Origin of the sequence: Rhodococcus sp. DMU2021 (assembly GCF_019641445.1) — a bacterium.
GTDB classification, from domain to species: Bacteria; Actinomycetota; Actinomycetes; order Mycobacteriales; family Mycobacteriaceae; genus Rhodococcus; species Rhodococcus pyridinivorans.
This window is the reverse complement of the sequence record NZ_JAIFKB010000008.1, coordinates 120585-138275: the sequence shown is the minus strand read 5'-3', so window position 1 is coordinate 138275 and position 17691 is coordinate 120585. Positions and strand designations below refer to the sequence as shown.

Annotated in this window: 20 protein-coding genes, 4 tRNA genes and 1 pseudogene; 10 read left to right on the top strand and 15 right to left on the bottom strand. The window is 67.5% G+C overall.

All coding sequences use genetic code 11. The annotated features are described in order from the left end of the window. Positions 1-51: 51 nt before the first annotated feature. On the bottom strand, positions 52-612 hold the full coding sequence (locus tag K3M35_RS13670; RefSeq protein ID WP_016693012.1) for a TetR/AcrR family transcriptional regulator: 561 nt from the start codon (positions 610-612) through the stop codon (positions 52-54). 76 nt (positions 613-688) lie between these two features. Then, positions 689-1915, bottom strand: a complete 1227-nt coding sequence (locus K3M35_RS13665) for a cytochrome P450 (protein ID WP_220666548.1) — start codon at positions 1913-1915, stop codon at positions 689-691. A gap of 87 nt (positions 1916-2002) precedes the next feature. Between K3M35_RS13665 and K3M35_RS13660 the strand changes: the two genes are divergently transcribed. The 7 genes and pseudogenes from K3M35_RS13660 to K3M35_RS13630 form a co-directional block, all read left to right on the top strand. After that, positions 2003-2599 (top strand): TetR/AcrR family transcriptional regulator, encoded by a 597-nt coding sequence (locus K3M35_RS13660; protein ID WP_019290002.1) that lies wholly within the window; start codon positions 2003-2005, stop codon positions 2597-2599. A gap of 46 nt (positions 2600-2645) precedes the next feature. After that, positions 2646-3476 carry an oxygenase MpaB family protein gene (locus K3M35_RS13655; protein ID WP_220666547.1) on the top strand — a complete coding sequence of 277 codons (831 nt, stop codon included), beginning with the start codon at positions 2646-2648 and terminating at the stop codon, positions 3474-3476. 160 nt (positions 3477-3636) lie between these two features. Further along, the gene (locus K3M35_RS13650) at positions 3637-5106 is read left to right on the top strand and encodes an aldehyde dehydrogenase (protein ID WP_220666546.1); all 1470 of its coding nucleotides are present in this window, start codon (positions 3637-3639) and stop codon (positions 5104-5106) included. A gap of 26 nt (positions 5107-5132) precedes the next feature. Next, complete coding sequence (locus tag K3M35_RS13645) at positions 5133-5882, top strand: SDR family oxidoreductase (RefSeq protein WP_220666545.1); 750 nt, start codon at positions 5133-5135, stop codon at positions 5880-5882. Next, positions 5879-6778: an NAD(P)-dependent oxidoreductase gene (locus tag K3M35_RS13640; protein ID WP_220666544.1), complete on the top strand. Its 900-nt coding sequence runs from the start codon at positions 5879-5881 to the stop codon at positions 6776-6778. The genes K3M35_RS13645 and K3M35_RS13640 overlap by 4 nt, the downstream gene beginning before the upstream one ends. After that, positions 6775-7143 (top strand): carboxymuconolactone decarboxylase family protein, encoded by a 369-nt coding sequence (locus tag K3M35_RS13635; RefSeq protein WP_006551766.1) that lies wholly within the window; start codon positions 6775-6777, stop codon positions 7141-7143. Before K3M35_RS13640 ends, K3M35_RS13635 begins: the two co-directional genes overlap by 4 nt. After that, positions 7053-7712: pseudogene (locus K3M35_RS13630) on the top strand (LLM class flavin-dependent oxidoreductase); the annotation flags it as partial. The gene K3M35_RS13635 and the pseudogene K3M35_RS13630, both read left to right, overlap by 91 nt. 118 nt (positions 7713-7830) lie before the next feature. On the opposite strand, the gene K3M35_RS13625 reads toward K3M35_RS13630, so the two are convergent. Continuing rightward, complete coding sequence (locus K3M35_RS13625; RefSeq protein WP_220666543.1) at positions 7831-8190, bottom strand: Rv2640c family ArsR-like transcriptional regulator; 360 nt, start codon at positions 8188-8190, stop codon at positions 7831-7833. A gap of 97 nt (positions 8191-8287) precedes the next feature. Here K3M35_RS13625 and K3M35_RS13620 point away from each other — a divergent pair, with 97 nt between their 5' ends. Next, entirely contained in the window at positions 8288-8779 is a 492-nt protein-coding gene (locus K3M35_RS13620; protein WP_006551769.1) for an ArsI/CadI family heavy metal resistance metalloenzyme, read from the top strand. 52 nt (positions 8780-8831) lie between these two features. Here K3M35_RS13620 and K3M35_RS13615 read toward each other — a convergent pair whose 3' ends face one another. From K3M35_RS13615 to K3M35_RS13595, 5 genes are read right to left on the bottom strand one after another with little or no spacing between them, the layout of a single operon-like run. Beyond that, a complete protein-coding gene (locus K3M35_RS13615) occupies positions 8832-9239 on the bottom strand; it encodes a low molecular weight phosphatase family protein (protein WP_006551770.1) in 408 nt (135 codons plus the stop codon). A gap of 13 nt (positions 9240-9252) precedes the next feature. Further along, complete coding sequence (locus tag K3M35_RS13610; RefSeq protein WP_006551771.1) at positions 9253-10314, bottom strand: ArsO family NAD(P)H-dependent flavin-containing monooxygenase; 1062 nt, start codon at positions 10312-10314, stop codon at positions 9253-9255. Between the two features lie 14 nt (positions 10315-10328). Next, on the bottom strand, positions 10329-10742 hold the full coding sequence (locus tag K3M35_RS13605; RefSeq protein WP_072740566.1) for an arsenate reductase ArsC: 414 nt from the start codon (positions 10740-10742) through the stop codon (positions 10329-10331). Positions 10743-10745: 3 nt separating this feature from the next. Beyond that, the gene (arsB, locus tag K3M35_RS13600; RefSeq protein ID WP_220666542.1) at positions 10746-11843 is read right to left on the bottom strand and encodes an ACR3 family arsenite efflux transporter; all 1098 of its coding nucleotides are present in this window, start codon (positions 11841-11843) and stop codon (positions 10746-10748) included. Beyond that, positions 11840-12238 (bottom strand): helix-turn-helix transcriptional regulator, encoded by a 399-nt coding sequence (locus K3M35_RS13595; RefSeq protein WP_033096821.1) that lies wholly within the window; start codon positions 12236-12238, stop codon positions 11840-11842. Before K3M35_RS13595 ends, arsB begins: the two co-directional genes overlap by 4 nt. A 792-nt stretch (positions 12239-13030) precedes the next feature. Between K3M35_RS13595 and K3M35_RS13590 the strand changes: the two genes are divergently transcribed. Further along, entirely contained in the window at positions 13031-13264 is a 234-nt protein-coding gene (locus K3M35_RS13590; RefSeq protein ID WP_064061892.1) for a hypothetical protein, read from the top strand. Beyond that, entirely contained in the window at positions 13239-13901 is a 663-nt protein-coding gene (locus K3M35_RS13585) for a class I SAM-dependent methyltransferase (RefSeq protein WP_006551778.1), read from the top strand. The genes K3M35_RS13590 and K3M35_RS13585 overlap by 26 nt, the downstream gene beginning before the upstream one ends. 1 nt (position 13902) lies before the next feature. On the opposite strand, the gene K3M35_RS13580 is transcribed toward K3M35_RS13585, so the two are convergent. The 7 genes from K3M35_RS13580 to K3M35_RS13550 form a co-directional block, all read right to left on the bottom strand. Then, the gene (locus K3M35_RS13580) at positions 13903-14994 is read right to left on the bottom strand and encodes a prenyltransferase (protein ID WP_220666541.1); all 1092 of its coding nucleotides are present in this window, start codon (positions 14992-14994) and stop codon (positions 13903-13905) included. Beyond that, positions 14981-15712: a class I SAM-dependent methyltransferase gene (locus K3M35_RS13575; protein WP_024103028.1), complete on the bottom strand. Its 732-nt coding sequence runs from the start codon at positions 15710-15712 to the stop codon at positions 14981-14983. The genes K3M35_RS13580 and K3M35_RS13575 overlap by 14 nt, the downstream gene beginning before the upstream one ends. Next, on the bottom strand, positions 15706-16944 hold the full coding sequence (locus tag K3M35_RS13570; protein ID WP_006551781.1) for a glycosyltransferase family 4 protein: 1239 nt from the start codon (positions 16942-16944) through the stop codon (positions 15706-15708). Before K3M35_RS13570 ends, K3M35_RS13575 begins: the two co-directional genes overlap by 7 nt. Positions 16945-17168: 224 nt before the next feature. Further along, positions 17169-17242: transfer RNA gene (locus K3M35_RS13565), tRNA-Asp, on the bottom strand. Between the two features lie 85 nt (positions 17243-17327). Then, a tRNA-Phe gene (locus tag K3M35_RS13560) sits at positions 17328-17404 on the bottom strand. A 39-nt stretch (positions 17405-17443) separates the two neighbouring features. Continuing rightward, positions 17444-17517, bottom strand: a tRNA-Asp gene (locus tag K3M35_RS13555). 54 nt (positions 17518-17571) lie between these two features. Continuing rightward, a tRNA-Glu gene (locus tag K3M35_RS13550) sits at positions 17572-17644 on the bottom strand. Between the last annotated feature and the right edge of the window lie 47 nt (positions 17645-17691).

Below are 17691 nucleotides of genomic sequence, written 5' to 3'. Positions count from 1 at the left end.
CGAAGCGGGCCCTGCGTGCGACGCGGAGCCCGGGGATGCCTGGATCATGGCTCACTCCAATAGAAGTCGGGCGGATGTCTCCAGCCTGTCGGCGAGTTTCTCGTAGGTGCCGTAGCCCATGCCGGCCCGGACCAGCGCGCCGGCGTAGAGCAGTTCGAGTGCTTCGAGTTCGTCGGGATCGGAGTCGGCGCCGAGCGCTGCCGAGATCCGGTGACGGATGTCGAGTCCGATGCGCGCACGCAGGTGTTCGACATCGGGGTCGTGACCGAGCAGTGCACTGGTGACGGCGGCGGCGAGTTCGGGTTCGTCGGCCAGCAACAGCGCGATTCCCCGCAGCACCGCGACCACCCGATCGGCACGGCTCGTGCTCTCGGCGTCGGCCGTGGGAGCGTTGGCCAAGCGACGCCAGAACACCTCGGCGACGAGGTGTTCCTTCGACGAGAAGTAGGTGTAGGCGGTGGCCGGGGCGACACCGGCGCGGGCGGCGACCATACGCACCGTCAACCCCGTGAATCCCTCCTCGCGGAGCACCTCGACCGCGGCCTGCGTGAGCCTCGCAACCGTGTCGGCCTGCTTCTCGGTCAGGCGGCGACGGGTCGATTCGAGATTCACGTTTCTGGACACGTGTCTGGACATTACTACGGTTGGAGGGGGTCGGCAATGCCCGCAGCGCGTTCATTCGGCGAATTCAGCGCTCTCGGGGGTGGATACGGACGGGCATGGACTTGATGCCGTTGATGAGATTCGATCGCAACCGCCGCGGTTCACCCGCCGGCTCGACCCGGTCGATCCGGGCGGCGAGGGTCTCGAACATGATCCGCAGTTCGAGTCGCGCCAGATGTGCCCCGAGGCAGAAGTGCACACCCGTCCCACCGAAGGCGACGTGCGGATTGTGCTCGCGCCCGATGTCGAAGACGTGCGCGTCGTCGAAGACCTCCTCGTCGCGGTTCGCGCTCGGGTAGTAGACGATCACCTTGTCGCCCCGTTCGACCTGCTGGTCGCCGATCGCGGCCGGACAGGTGGGCGTGCGGCGGAAGCCGACCACGGGCGTGACCCAGCGCAGGATCTCCTCCACGGCGCTGTCGATCAGACCGGGATCGTCCTGCAGCCGGCGCCATTGTTCGGGATGATCGACGAAGGCCTGCATCCCGCCCGAGATCGCGTTGCGCGTCGTCTCGTTGCCCGCGATGACGAGCAGGACGAAGAACATGTCGAACTCCATCTCGGAGAGCGTGTCGCCGTTCTCGTCGGGACACCCCAGCTTCGAGACGATGTCGTCGCGCGGTTCGATGCGTCGTTGCGCGGCAATCTCGTTGGCGTACAGGAAGATCTCGGCGGCGGCGAGCTCGCCGTCCTCCTGGGTGGTGCCGTATTCGGGGTCGTCCCAGCCGATCATGCGGTTCGACCAGTCGTAGAGCTTGCTGACGTCCTCGGCCGGTGCGCCGAGCAGCGCTGCGATCACCTCCAGCGGCAGTGGTGCCGAGATCGCCGGGACGAAGTCGATCACCGTGCCGTCGCGTGCGGCCTCGATCGCGGCGTCGACGGTGCGTTCGCACGTCCGCCGGATGCGCTCCTCGAGCGTCTTCACCATGCGCGGGGTGAAGCCACGGCTCACGAGTTGCCGAAGGCGGGTGTGCTCCGGCGGATCGAGGTTGAGCAGCATGGACGCCTGTTTCAGGCGTGTCTCCTCGTCGAAATCGTCGATCTGGGTGGTCCCGAGGGCCGAGGAGAAAGTCGTGCTGTCGCGGGAGACCGCGATGACGTCGGCGTGCCGGGTGACGGCCCAGAAGCCTGCGCCGCCCTCCTCGGGTTGGCGGTGGACCGGACAGGTGCGCCGGAGTTCGGAGAAGTAGCCGTGCGGGACCCCCTGGGCGAAGACGTCGGGGTTCTTGAGATCTGTGGGTGAAGTCGTCATGAAGCCGCTCTCGTGGGATTGTACGAATGGTATTCGTTTACAAACTACTCACCTTCGTTTGGAATGGAAGCCCCTTAGACTGCTTTCATGGCAGACGACAACTCCCGACCCGTGCGTCGGCGGACACTGACCCGCGACAAGGTCGTCGCAGCCGCGCTCGGGATCGTCGACGAGCTGGGATGGGAACAGCTCACGATGAGCACCCTCTCGTCGCGCTTGGGAATCGTCACGGCCTCGCTGTACAACCACGTCCGCAATCTCGACGATGTGCGGGCGACCGTGCAGATCCGCGCGATGAGCGATCTCGGAGCGCATCTGCGGGAGGTCGCGATGGGCCGCAGCGGCGTCGACGGGTTGCGCGCGCTGATCGACGCCCACCACATCTGGGCCGTCGAACATCCCCGCCGCTACGAAGCATTGACCACTGCACCGGTCGATCGCGACGGTCTGCTCGCCGCCGCACTGGACGCCAACGTCGCTCTGCGAACGATGCTCGCATCCTGCGGCGTTCCGGAGGAGGAGACGCTCGAGGCCGCGGTCGGCATGTTCGCCGCCCTGCACGGTTTCGCGGTTCTCCAGAGCAGCGGCTTCCTGGGCGACGAGCTCGATCTCGACCGCATCTACGAAGCGGTCGTGCGCGGAGTTCTGGCCGGCGCCTCCCTCGACCCCACGAAGACACGCTAGAGTGGCACGCATCAACTGAACACGTCCGTCTTCAGATGGAGGGGTCATGCGGACGATCGACACTCTCGGCGATCTCGTCTCACCGCTCGGTGGCACGATCAACGCCGCCAACGTCATCATGCAGCTCGCCCATCCCGGCGTCGGCCAGGGCGTCGTCGACAGCACGGTCGATACCGGCCGCGCCGATCTCCATCCGGTCAAGCGGGCCCGCACGACCGGCACCTATCTGGCGGTCGCGGTGTTCGGTAACGACGCCGACCGCGATTTCGTCCGCGAGTCGGTGCGGAAGATCCACGCGCGGGTCACGTCGTCACCCGGCGCGGAGGTCCGCTACAGCGCCAACTCCCCCGCCCTGCAGTTGTGGGTCGCGGTCTGCCTGCTCAAGTACTTCATCGACCAGCACGAATTCCTGTACGGCCCGCTCACCGAGGAGCAGTACGCCCGCATCCTTCGCGACGGCGCAACCCTCGCGACGACACTGAACGTCCGACCGGAGTCGTGGCCCACGACCCGCGAGGAGTACGAGGAACTGTGGAAGGCCGGCGTCGCCGACATCTCCATGAACGAGCAGGTGCGCGAGTACCTCACCGAACTCTGCAATCTCGCGTTCCTCGAGGTGCGTCTCGGACGACTGGGCCGCGGGATCCACCGGGTGCTCGGCAGGTCGTTCGAACTGATCACGCGCGGTGCGCTGCCGCCGGAGTTCCGCGACCTCATGCACTACCCGTGGACCGCCGACGACCAGCGGCGTTTCGACCGCTATCTCGTGGCGGTCCGGCGCCTGCACCGCGTCACGCCGTGGATATGGCCGTTGCTGTGGAAGTCCTATCTGCTCGATCTGCGCACGCGGCGACACCTCGGACTGCGCGTGTTCTGACCGGAGACCACCGGACCCTCGTCGAGACCGGTGTTGTGTGCGAGATTCGTCGAATTCCTCACACACGACACCGGTTTCGTCCGTTTCGGACGAACCGTTGCATTCGATCGCGTCGCCGAACTATAGTCCAGACACCTGTCCAGAACCGAGGGAACGTCTGATGACACTTCGCCCTACCGACAGCTCCACCCTTCTGATCGACGGCAAGCTCGTACCCGGCAGCGGAGGCACCTTCGCGATCACCGATCCGAGCACCGAAGAACTGCTCGGCCACGCGGCCGAGGGCACCGCCACCGACATGGACGCCGCGATCGCGGCCGCGCGTCGCGCCTTCGACGACACCGACTGGTCACGCGACCACGCCTTCCGGGCCCGCTGCCTCCGTCAGTTGCGCGACGCCCTGCGCGAACACATCGAGGAACTGCGGGAGATCACCATCGCCGAGGTCGGTGCTCCCCGATTCCTCACGAGCGCCGCGCATCTCGAAGGCCCCATCGACGACCTGCTCTACTTCGCCGACCTCGCCGAGAGCTACGCGTGGACGCAGGATCTCGGCAACGCCTCCCCCATGGGTATCCCGACCCACCGCTATCTGCTCAAGGAGGCGGTCGGGGTCGTCGGCGCGATCACGCCGTGGAACTTCCCGCACCAGATCAACTTCGCCAAGCTCGGGCCCGCTCTCGCCGCCGGGAACACCGTGGTGCTCAAGCCCGCCCCCGACACCCCGTGGTGCGCGGCACTGGTCGGGCGGATCGCGGCCGAGGAGACCAACATCCCGCCGGGAGTACTGAACATCGTCACCTCGAGCGACCACCGGCTCGGCGCACAGCTGAGCGAGGATCCGCGCGTCGACCTGATCTCGTTCACCGGTTCCACCGCGACCGGCCGGGCCGTGATGCGCGCGGCCTCCGAGAACCTCAAGAAGGTCTTCCTCGAACTCGGCGGCAAGTCGGCGTTCATCGTCCTCGACGACGCCGACCTGCGCGGCGCCTGCTCGATGGCGGCCTTCACCGTGTGCACGCACGCCGGCCAGGGCTGCGCGATCACCACGCGCCTGCTCGTCCCCCGCGAACGGTACGACGAAGCCGTGGCCCTGACCGCGAAGTCCATGAGCGGTATCCGGCCCGGCGACCCGCGCGATCCCGGCACGGTGTGCGGGCCGCTCATCTCCGAGAAGCAGCGGCAGCGCGTGGAGGGCTACATCCGCCTCGCCGTCGAGGAGGGCGGCACGATCGTCACCGGCGGCGGACGTCCGGCCGAACACGAGCGCGGCTTCTTCGTCGAGCCCACCCTCATCGCCGGCCTCGACAACTCCGCGCGCACGGCGCAGGAGGAGATCTTCGGCCCGGTGCTCGTGATCATCCCTCACGACGGTGACGACGACGCGATCCGCATCGCCAACGACTCCCTCTACGGCCTCTCGGGTTCGGTGTACGGCACCGATCCGGACCGCATCGCGCGGATCGTCGCAGGTGTACGGACCGGCACGCTCGGCGTCAACGGCGGCATCTGGTACGCCGCCGACGCCCCGTTCGGGGGCTACAAGCAGTCCGGGATCGGCCGCGAGATGGGTGTGGCCGGTTTCGAGGAATACCTGGAGACCAAGCTCGTCGCCGAACCCGCGAGCTGACCCGAACTTCCGAAAGGACTTTTCCGATGGCACGTTTCACCGGTCGCACCGCGATCGTCACCGGCGCCGCCCAGGGGATCGGCGAGGCGTACGCGCGTGCGCTCGCCGCCGAGGGCGCGAACGTGGTGGTCGCCGATATCGATGCCGAACTCGGCGAGCAGGTTGCCAAACAGATCGTCGCCGACGGCGGCATCGCGAGCTTCACGTCGGTCGATGTCTCCGACCCCGCCTCCGCCGAGGCACTCGCCGTGTCGACCGTCGAGACCTACGGCGGCATCGACCACGTGGTCAACAATGCCGCCATCTACGGCGGCATGAAACTCGATCTGCTGCTGACGGTTCCGTGGGACTACTACAAGAAGTTCATGAGCGTGAACCTCGACGGCGCCCTCAACGTCACCCGCGCAGTGTGGCCGCACATGACCAAGAACGGCGGGTCGATCGTCAACCAGTCGTCGACGGCGGCCTGGCTGTACTCGGGTTTCTACGGGCTCGCGAAGGTCGGGATCAACGGTCTCACACAGCAACTCGCCGTCGAGCTCGGCGGGTCGAACATCCGCATCAACGCGATCGCCCCCGGCCCCATCGACACCGAGGCGACCCGCACCACCACCCCCGCGAACATGGTCGCCGACATGGTGAAGCAGTTGCCGCTCAAGCGCATGGGCACTCCCGACGATCTCGTCGGCATATGCCTGTTCCTGCTCTCCGACGAGGCCGCCTGGGTCACAGGGCAGATCTTCAACGTCGACGGCGGGCAGGTGATCCGCTCGTGACCGGCTCCACGATCGGCCGGGTCGGTTACATCGGGCTGGGCAACATGGGGGCACCGATGGCCGAGCGGGTGTTCACCCGACCCGGAGGCCTCACCGTGCTCGACGTGGTGCCCGAGGCGATGAGCCCGTTCACCGACAAGGGTGCCGCCGCGGCGTCGAACCCGGCGGAGCTGGCCGCCGACTGCGACCTCGTGTGCGTGACCGTCCTCGACGACGCCCAGGTCCGCGACGTCGTCACCGGTCCGGACGGACTTCTCGCGACGGCCCGGCCCGGCACGGTCGTCGCGGTGCACTCGACGATCTCCGACACCACCGCCGTCGAACTCGCCGCGAAGTGCGCCGAGAAGGGAGTCGACTTCGTCGATGCACCGGTCAGCGGCGGCGCCGGCGGTGCGAAGAACGGCACTCTCGCAGTGATGGTCGGCGCGACCGACGACGGCTTCGCCAAGATCGAAGAACCGTTCGGCACCTTCGCGTCGCTGGTCGTGCACGCCGGTCCCGTCGGCGCGGGAACCCGGATGAAGCTCGCCCGCAACCTGCTCCACTTCATCGCGTTCACCGCGGCGACGGAGGCACAGCGACTCGCCGAGGCCGCGGGCATCGACCTCACCGAGCTCGGCAGGGTCGTCCGGCACACCGACGCGATCACCGGCGGCGCCGGTTCGATCATGTGGCGCGACACCACATCTCCCCTCGCAGAGGACGACTCCTGGTTCCCGATCTTCTCGCGCGTGCGCGCCCTGGGTGAGAAGGATCTCGCGCTCGCACTCGATCTCGGCGATCGCCTCGGAATCGCCCTGCCGCTCGGAGCCCGGGCGCTGTCCGACCTCGGCCCCGGCCTCGGAGTCGGCACGGGCGAGATCGCACGGACCCGTTCCCGGAAGGAGCACGCATGACCGACGAGACCCGCCGCCGCGGCCTGGAGATGATGTCCAAGGTCTACGGCTGGGAAATGCAGGACGGTCCCGGTGAGCACTTCGCCGTCACCGCCGACCACCTGTTCGCGAACATCTGGACCCGGCCCGGGCTGACCATTCGTGATCGGCGACTGCTGCTGCTCGGGGCACTCACCGCACAGGGGGCCCCCGACATCGCCGAAATCCAGATCGAAGCGGCGCTGAAGAACGAGGAGCTCGACGAGCAGCAGCTCCGCGAGATCGCCCTGTTCCTGTGCCACTACGTGGGCTGGCCGCTGGGCTCGAAGCTCGACAACGCAGTGGGCAGCGTGCTGCAGCGACGGAAGGCGGCGGCCCGCTCGTGAGCATCCCCGGCGGATCCGTACCGGAGCCGGACTGTCCGGAACTCGGATTCTACGGCCTCGCCGGGCACGCCGACGACCCGAGGGCGCTGCTCGACGAGATCGTCGTCGCCGAACGCATCGGTCTCGGCTCGGCCTTCCTGTCGGAACGGTTCGACACCAAGGACGCAGCAGCGCTGGCCGGTGCGGCCGCCGCGACGAGCCGCACGCTCGGGATCGGCACCGCGGCGACCAATCCGCACACCCGCCATCCCCTCGTCACAGCGACGATGGCGACCACACTGCACCGGTTGAGCCGCGGCCGCTACGCCCTCGGGCTCGGCCGCGGCTTCGACGTGCTGTTCGCTCTCATGGGTCTGCCTCGCGTGACGTCGGCGCGGCTCGAGGACACCGTCGATCTGCTCCGGACGCTGTGGCGCGGTGACGCGGTCGTCGACCGGCACGGCCCAGCCGGCGACTTCCCGTATCTGCGACGCACCGCCGAGGACGTCGACCGCATCCCGATCCTCATGGTCGCGCTCGGCGAGCGCACGCTCGACCTGGCGGGACGCGTGGCCGACGCCGTCGTCCTGCACACAGTCTTCACCGGACCAGCGACCCAACCAAGGCCGCTGCGCGCCCAACCCCCGATTTTCTGCTCGATGTACGTCCTTCCGGGCCATATGGCAGGTAATCGACACCACGTCGGGATCAGCGACAACAGTTCGGGTCCAGCACTATCCGCAGGGCTTCGAGAGACTCGGCGCGAGGGCGGTAGAAGACGTTCATCCCGCGGCGTTCGGATACGACCATGCCGGCCTTGCGCAGTTGCCCGAGGTGGTGACTGACGGTGGATTCGGTCAGGTCGACGCCGGTGGCGAGATCGCAGGTGCACACTTCGCCGTCGTCGGCGGTGAGCAGGATCGACATGAGCTTGATGCGGACCGGGTCCGCCAGCGCCTTCAGCCGCAGGGCGAGTTCGAGAGCTGCGTTGTCGCTCATCGGCGCGGCCGAAACCGGTTCGCAGCAGATCGGGGCGCTGACGTCGATCACAGGCAGAGCTTTCGGCATGGTTCGAGCTTATCCACTTACTTGACATATGTCGAAAAGGTGGCGCATCCTGTACCCGTCCAGAGTTTCGACATATGTCACACAAGTGGAGGATGTCATGTCCCGCGCACAACTCGCCCTCAACGTCGACGACCTGCAAGAAGCGGTCGCCTTCTACTCGAAGCTGTTCGGCACCGAACCGGCCAAGGTCAAGCCGGGCTACGCGAACTTCGCGATCGCCGAGCCGCCGCTCAAGCTCGTGCTGCTGGAGAACCCCGGCAAGGGCGGCACCATCAACCACCTGGGCGTGGAGGTGGAATCGAGCGAGAAGGTCCATGCCGAGATTGCCCGCCTGACCGGCGAAGGGCTGTTCACCGATGAGGAGATCGGCACCACCTGCTGCTTCGCTACCCAGGACAAGGTGTGGGTCACCGGCCCGGCTGGGGAGAAGTGGGAGGTGTACACCGTCCTCGCCGATTCGGAGACCTTCGGTTCGAGCCCGCAGCATCTCGACGATCCGGCCACCGCCGGGGGTGGGGTGTGCTGCGGCACCGCTGCGGCCCCGGCCGAGGACACACAGCAGGCCCCGGCCGCACCGTCCTGCTGCTGAACAACCCACCTCGATGTCGGCCACCGGATTCGGGTGGCCGACATCGGTGTCTTCAGCGACGGAGCCGGTGGGCGAGGTCGGTGACGCGAGCGGCGATGTCGTCGCGGACCAGCCGCATCCGTTCGATGCCGTCGATGCCGCGCTCGGACGGCTCGTCGGTGTCCCAGTTCTCGAACTGTGTCCCGGGCACCGGATCGAGACGGGCTTCGCGGCCGAGGGTGACCACGAGATCGACGTTCCGAACCAGCTGGGGGTCGACCGGTACCGGGGTCTGGCCGGTGATATCGACGCCGACTTCGAGGAGTACTTCGGCGGCCAAGGCATTGATGCTGGTGCCGGGTTTCGTGCCGGCGGAGTGCACCGTAAGGGTGTCGCCGGCGGCGGCTTTCATCAGTCCGGCGGCCATCTGGGATTTTCCGCCGTTCTTCACACAGACGAACAGCACCGAGGGTGTGCTCACGGTCGAGGTCCTTTCACGCAGGTCGGGTGTCGAGGTCGAGGTCGAGGTCGGCGACAGCGGCCTTGGCGGTGCGGCCGACGCCGAGGAGGGTGGCCGAACCGGGTCCGGTCCAGTCGCCGTAGCCGAGCAGGTGCAGGCGCGGTTCCTTGAGTGCGCGGGTGCCGGCGACCGGCACCGTGCCGGTGTGATCGCGCAGCCGCAACGGGCGCAGGTGTGCGAGGGCGGGCCGAAATCCCGTCGCCCACACCACGACATCAGCCCGCTGGTGACGCTCGCCCCAGGCGATGCCGTCGACGGTGAGCCGATCGAACATCGGCAGCGCGGTCAAGACGCCGCGCTCACGGGCGGCAAGCACCTCCGGGACCATCACGATGTCCCCCAGGGCGGCGATGCCGCCGGGATCAGTCCGTCCGGCAGCCAGGGCCACTGCACGGCGGGAGGCGAGCTCGAACAAGGCCCGGCCGTCGACGCCATCCGGCAGGAACCGCGGGGGCCGGTTGGTGACCCAGATGGTTCTCGCGGTGGTGGAGATCTCGGCGACGAGTTGAGCCGCGGAGTTACCACCCCCGACCACTACGACGTCCGAGCCGGTGAACTCGGCCGCGCTACGGTAGTCGACGGTGTGCAACTGCCGCCCGGTGAACACATTTATGCCCGGATAGCTCGGCAGAAACGGTCGCTGCCAGGTACCGGTGGCGCTGATCACCCGCCGCGCCCGCCACTGCCCGCGGTCGGTGTCGACCAGCAGATCAGGGCCGTCGCGGCGTACCGCCTGCACCCGCACCGGCCGCTCGATCGGCAGGCCGTAGCGGGTTTCGTAGGCGGTGAGATAGTCGACGACATGCCGTGCCGGCGGGAATCCGTCCGGCCAGCGGGGCATCGGCCACCCGGGCAGGGACGCGAATTCCGCCGGGGAGAACAGATGCAGCGAGGACCACATGTGCGGCCACGCCCCACCCGGCCGTTCCTGGTCGTCGAGGATCACGAAGCGGTGCCCCGCCCGGCGCAGATAGTAGCCGGCAGCCAGACCCGCCTGCCCACCGCCGATCACCACGACATCGACGTTCGTCGTCATCGGAGAGCCTCGCGTCAGCGCGGGGTGGGCGGGGCGGTCAGCTCGGCGATGAGGGCTTCGACCTTGGCGCGGATCTCATCGCGGATCGGACGCACCGCCTCGAGGCCCTGCCCAGCCGGGTCGTCGAGCACCCAGTCGCGGTAGGACTTGCCGGGAAAGACCGGGCAGGTGTCCCCGCAGCCCATCGTGATCACCACATCCGATGCCTGCACCGCCTCGGTGGTGAGGATCTTCGGGTTCTCGGTCGAGATGTCGATGCCGACCTCGGCCATCGCCGCGACCGCGGCCGGGTTCACCTGCTCGGCCGGGGCGCTGCCGGCCGAACGCACCTCGATCCGGTCCCCGGCCAGAGCGGTGAGGAACCCGGCGGCCATCTGCGAGCGGCCGGCGTTGTGGACACAGACGAACAACACACTCGGTGTGCTCACGGATCAGACCTTTCGTGGCGCCGGCACCTGCGCCGACTCGTGACGGGTGAAGCGCTTCCGTAGGGCGAGGGAGACGTAGACCAGGGCGACCAGGACGGGAACCTCGATGAGCGGTCCGACCACCCCGGCCAGGGCCTGCCCGGAGGTCACGCCGAAGGTGCCGATCGCCACGGCGATGGCGAGCTCGAAGTTGTTACCCGCCGCGGTGAACGCGAGGGTGGTGGTGCGTTCGTAGCCGAGGCCGATCGCGGCGCCGAACAGGTATCCGCCGACCCACATGATCGCGAAGTACGCCAGCAGCGGCAGCGCGATCCTCACCACGTCCAGCGGGCGGGAGGTGATCTGCTCGCCCTGCAAGGCGAACAGGATCACGATGGTGAACAGCAACCCGTACAGGGCCCACGGTCCGATCTTCGGCAGGAAGGTGTCCTCGTACCAGGTGCGGCCCTTGGCCTTCTCGCCGAAGTGTCGGGTGAGGAACCCTGCGACCAGGGGAATGCCGAGGAAGATCAGCACCGATATGGCGATCTGCCATGGCGATACGTCCAGGGCGGCCTGTTCGAGGCCGAGCCAGCCGGGGAGCACCGACAGGTAGAACCAGCCGAGCACGGCGAACATGATCACCTGGAACACCGAGTTGATCGCCACCAGCACCGCCGCGGCTTCCCGGTCGCCGCAGGCGAGGTCGTTCCAGATGATGACCATGGCGATGCACCGGGCGAGACCGACGATGATCAGGCCGGTGCGGTACTCGGGCAGATCCGGCAGCATCAGCCAGGCGAGTGCGAACATCAGTGCGGGTCCGAGGATCCAGTTGAGGATCAGCGACGAGACCAGCAGTTTGCGGTCGCCGGTGACGGTGTCGAGGCGGTCGTAGCGCACCTTCGCCAGCACCGGGTACATCATGATCAGCAGACCGAGGGCGATCGGCAGGGAGATGCCGTCGATCTCGATGAAACTCAACGCTTCACCCAGTCCGGGGATCAGGCGGCCGAGCAACAGACCCACCACGATGGCGGCGCCGATCCACACGGCCAGATACCGGTCGAGGGTTGACATCTTCCCGACGACAGCCGGGTGTTCGGTGTTCGTCGCGGTCATCGGGCCGACTCCACGGCATCGCTGGCCGGGGCACAGCCCGAACCCGGCAACACCCCTACCTCGGCGGAGAGCACGGCCGACAACTGCGCCAGGGCTGACGGGATCACCCGGTAGTACACCCAGGTGCCACGGCGTTCGCAGTCGAGCAGGCCGGCCTCGCGCAGCACCTTGAGGTGATGCGAGATGGTCGGCTGGGACAGGTCGAAGGCCGGGCTGATGTCGCAGACACAGCTTTCGCCGCCCTCATGGCTGGCGATCAGGCTGAGCAGCCGTAGGCGTACCGGGTCTCCGATCGCCTTGAACATCCGGGCCAGGTCTGCGGCCCAGTCCTCCGTCAGAGGTTCCCGTACCAGTGGTGCGCAGCAGAGGTCACCACTATCAGTTTGAATCGACACCCATCAATATTGACACTGATCGAATCAGCCGGCAAATCGTCTTGCCACATCCGGTCAGGGCAGAACCTCCTCCCACAGAACCTGACGGTTCACATTCCTAGGATCACCGCCCATGACAACCAGTACCCAGTTCACGCCTTCTCGTGAACGGCTCCTCGAGCTCATCGACGAACTGTGGAACGGATGGAATCGGTTCTTGAACCGAGACCCCAATCGTTGTGCCGACCGCGGGATACCGAACATCCACTGACCACAGCCGTGGTCATGGCCTATGAAACAGCGATCACCGCGCATTGGCTCGCCGAGGTGGGAGATTCGCGGTGATCTCCGTCAGTCCCCCGTACAACGAGTCCGGTGGCGGCGGCACGGCGTGTCCCGTCGTAGCCCGGTCGACAGATCGCATCTGGTCGGTCCTCGCGACCGTCGACGAGTCGACGCCCGAGGATCTTTCGTTCGCGGAAGCTGACCGGACGGCTCGCGACCTACCTGCAGGGCTGTGGTGACGTGCTCGTGCGTGCGAACAGCTGGGATCCTCAGGTACTGCACCGTTTCAGGGACGACGCGCAGGTCCGTGCTCATTCCGGACCGATCGACGCGGCGCCCACCGAAACGGCGCCAAGCCCACCGAGCTCGCCCCGGTCGCCGCCGCGTGGCGGACGACCCGCGACCCCGAGCGTTTCGCACCTCTACCCGCAAACCCCGGCCGGAGCGCACGATGACCGATCTGTAGTTGTCGGTGGACGACCTGACTCCCGAACGACTCTCGGCCGTGCTCGGTGGCACGGTACGCACGTGCAGGTCGAGCGGATCGGAACGGGCCGGATCGCCACGAGGACCGAGCGCGGCGACCGCATGTTCGCGGTGATGGTCGAGCGGTCGTGCGCCGCGATCCGCGATCTCGACAGTCTCACCGTCGTGTCCGAGAGCATCGGACGCCGCGATCGGTCGGTAGGGTGCTCGGGATACACCGCATCACGCGAGAAGAACGGAGATCCATCCGATGTCCCGCACCACCCTGCCCCGTGAGGCGATCGAACTCGCTGAGGCGACACCGGGTTTCATGCCCCAGGACGAGGGAACCGCACTGCACGAGGCTGCGGTGCAGTATCTCGGTGACGGCGTCGGCGTCGAGATCGGCACCTACTGCGGCCGCTCGACCGTGTATCTCGGCGCTGCGGCCAAGGCGACCGGCGGCACCATCGTCACCGTCGACCACCACCACGGTTCGGAGGAGCATCAGCCCGGCTGGGATTACCACGATCCGTCGCTGGTCGACCCGCACACCGGCCGCCTCGACACGGTCGGCGCACTGCGGCACACTCTCGCCGACGGCGACCTCGAATCGCACGTCGTCGCGGTGGTCGGCAATTCTCCTGTGGTGGCGTCGTTCTGGCGCACCCCCGCCTCGTTCGTGTTCATCGACGGCGGACACAGCAGCGAGGCGGCCCGGGCGGACTACGACGGCTGGGCGAGATGGGTGCGCATCGGCGGCGCCCTGATCATCCACGACGTCTTCCCCGACCCGAAGGACGGCGGCCGGCCTCCGTACGAGATCTACTGTCTCGCACTGGAGAGCGGGGAGTTCGTCGAGAAGTCGGTGACGTCCTCGCTGCGTGTTCTCCAACGCACCGCCGGCACGGTCGGATCACGGCCCGGCAGCTGAACTACCGGACGAGCACCGGGCAACGCTCGGTGCAGCGGTCGGCGCCCACCTGGTCGGCGGGTGCCGCCGCATCCCGGAAGATCGCGTTTCCTCCCGTCGTGCGCGAGAGCGCGTCGGCGGCGAGGATCACCGCTGCGCTGGTCCAGGAACTGACCTCCACCGGCCAGCGCTTGCCGTCGGCGTAGACCAGACCGGTCCAGTACGAACCGTCCGGGTCGCGCAGATGCTGCATGGCCGCGAACAATTCGCGGGCACGCCCGGCGTGGCCGAGTGCGTCGAGCGCCAGGACCAGTTCGCACGTCTCGGCTCCGGTGACCCACGGACGATGGTCGACGCACCGGATCCCGAGACCGTCGACGACGAAATCCGGCCAGCGTTCGCGGATCCGTTCGTGCGCATCGGTGCCGCGCACCGCTCCCCCGAGGATCGGGTAGTACCAGTCCATCGAGTACTCGGGCTTGGGCGTGAACGCCTCGGGATGCCGACGCAGAGCGTGGCCGAGACGGATCAGCGCGACCTCCCATTCGGGTTGCGCCTCACCGATCAGATCGGCGATCCGCAGACCGCACCACAGACTCTGGTGGATACTCGAACAGCCTGTGAGCAGCGCTTCGTCGAACATCCCGCCGTCGCCTCGCGCCCAGGAGATCTGGCCGCCCGGCAACTGCATGTCGACCACGAGGTCGAGCGCTGCCCGCACCGTCGGCCACATGTGCTCGACGAACCCGCGATCACCCGTCACGAGATGGTGGTGCCATACGCCAACGGCGATGTAGGCCGTGAAATTGCTGTCGGTGTCGTGGTTCTCGACGATGTCGCCCCGGAACTGGATGGGCCACGACCCGTCGGCGCGCTGCGTCCGCCGCGACCACTCGAAGGCGGCGTCCGCCTCTTCGCGTAAACCGATGACGGTCAACGCCATCGCGGATTCGATGTGATCCCACGGGTCGATGTGCCCACCGGGGAACCACGGGACGGCGCCCGAGGGCTCCTGCATCCGCGCGATGGCCCGGCCCGTCGCCAGGCTCTGTTCCGGCGACAGCACACCCGGCACCGACGGCACCGTCACGCGCGCGGATTCACCGCGCCGCACCGGCGTTTCCCGGCTTCTCGAGGTAGAACACGACACTCTTCCCGATGACGGGATCGAGGATCTTCTCGGCCGTGCGAGTGATCCACGGGGCCTTCATAAGATCCCAGACCAGCAGCCGGTGGTACGCCTTCGTCAGCGGATTGTCGTCGTTGTCGACGCCGACGGCGCACTTGAGCCACCAGTACGGTGCGTGCAGTGCGTGGGCGTGGTCGGTGCCCGAGACCGTCAGACCGGCTGAGGCGAGTTTCGCGGCGAGTTCGTCGGCCTTGTAGATGCGGATGTGCCCGCCCTCCACCTCGTGGTAGGCATCCGACAGTGCCCAGCAGATCTTTTCCGGCAGCCAGCGCGGCACGGTCACGGCCGCGACACCACCGGGTTTGAGGACCCGGACGAGTTCGGCGATGGCCCGCTCGTCCTCCGGCACGTGCTCGAGCACCTCGGAGATGAGCACGAGATCGAAGGTCGCGTCGTCGTACGGCAGCGCGAGCGCGTCGCCGACCTCGGCCCGGGCCAGCGCACCCTCGGGGACCTCGCCTTCGAGTTCCATCGCGACGAACATGTCGGCGACGGCCTTCATGTCGTCGGCGTTCTGGTCGAAGGCGACGACATCCGCGCCGCGGCGGTACAGCTCGAAGGAGTGGCGCCCCGCGCCGGCCCCGATGTCGAGAGCGCGTATCCCCGGTACGACGCCCAGGCGGTCGAAGTCGACGGTCAGCATCCGTTCTTCCCCTCTCGATGCGCGGCGATCGCCTTGTCGTAGATCGCGGCGGTCTGCGCGGCCACGGCCGCCCAGCTGTAGCGTTCGAGCACACGCTCGCGGCCCTTCGTGCCGAGACGCCGACGCTCGGCCGGGTCGTCGAACAGGCCCGCGAGCCCTGCTGCAAGCTGTTCGGCGTCGCCCGGAGGCACCAGCCGACCGGCGCCCCCGACGACCTCGGGGATGGCCCCGGCGCGGCTCGCGACGAGCGGTGTTCCGCACGACATCGCCTCGATGGCCGGCAGCGAGAATCCCTCGTACAGCGACGGCACCGCCGCGATCTCGGCGGAGGCGAGCAGGTCGGCGAGTTCGGTGTCGTCGATCCCGGAGACGGTGCGCACGACGTCGCCGATCGCGAGTTCGTCGATGAGCTTCTCGGTGGCGCCGCCCGGGGCGAGTTTCGAGACGAGGACCAGTTCGATCTCGCGTTCGGTGCGCAGCTTCGCGACCGCCTCGAGCAGGGTGGGAACACCCTTGAGCGGGGCGTCGGCGCTCGCGACGCAGACGATCCGACCGGGAACTCGCTCGTCCTTCCGCGGCGCGAACACCTCCGTGTTCACGCCGAGCGGGATCGTGTGGATGCGTTCGGATTCGATCCCGAAGGCGGTGCGGATGTCGTCGGCCGAGTTCTCCGACACCGTGAGCAGCGTGGGAATCTGCTGGGCCACCTTCTCCTGCATGCGCAGGAATCCGTACCAGCGCCGGAGCGTGACCTTACGGCTGAGGGTGGTCGCGGAGGCGAGATCGAGTTCGCGGTCGCGGGTGATCGGATGGTGGATCGTCGCGACGAGAGGAAGGTCCTCGGCGATGCGCAGCAAGCCGGACGCGAGCGACTGGTTGTCGTGCACGACGTCGAAGTCGCCGAGGCGGTCGCGCAGCAGTCGTGCGGCGCGCAGACCGAAGGTGCGTGGTTCGGGGAAACCGGCGGTCCACATGGTGGCGACCTCGAGGACGTCGATCCAGTCGCGGTACTCACCCAGCTTCGGGGTGCGGAACGGATCGTCGTCGCGGTAGAGATCGAGACTGGGCACCTTCGTGAGCGTCACGCCGGGGTCGAGCTCGGGGTACGGCTGCCCGGAGAACACCTCGACGGTGTGCCCCTGGGCGACGAGTTCGCGACTGAGATGGCGGACGTAGACCCCCTGACCCCCACAATGCGGCTTGCTCCGGTACGACAACAGAGCTACGCGCACATTCCACCTCGGGGTTCGCTCGGAGGGCCAGGTCACTCGGACAGATGTCCACTAGTTGTGTAGGGCACACACTAGAACATGTTTTGTGTCCTCACGATAGCGAGCCTGACCGCACCCGGTGCGGATCGGCGATACGAGTGGGACCACGACGCAGACACCGGACCGCGAACAGGTGACGACGACGAAGCCCCGGTATCGATGTGATGCCGGGGCTTCGCCTGGAGCGACCCTGACGGGACTCGAACCCGCGACCTCCGCCGTGACAGGGCGGCGCGCTAACCAACTGCGCCACAGGGCCATGAGGAACCGGAGTTCCCACAGCTCGACCCACCGCAACCGGTGGGTCGAAGATATGAAATTGATGGTTGCTCGCCGGACAACCGTGGTGGCCAGGGCCGGGATCGAACCGGCGACCTTCCGCTTTTCAGGCGGACGCTCGTACCAACTGAGCTACCTGGCCGGACGGCACCCGAACCGAATGCCGATCGAAACTCTGGAGCGACCCTGACGGGACTCGAACCCGCGACCTCCGCCGTGACAGGGCGGCGCGCTAACCAACTGCGCCACAGGGCCATATATATTCACTTCTCACACCAAGATACTGCACACTTCGACGAGGTCGAAGCGTACCCCCTACGGGATTCGAACCCGCGCTACCGCCTTGAAAGGGCGGCGTCCTAGGCCGCTAGACGAAGGGGGCCCGATCGGATTTCTCCGAACCGCACCCTCAACGGGTTTGGCGTTCCG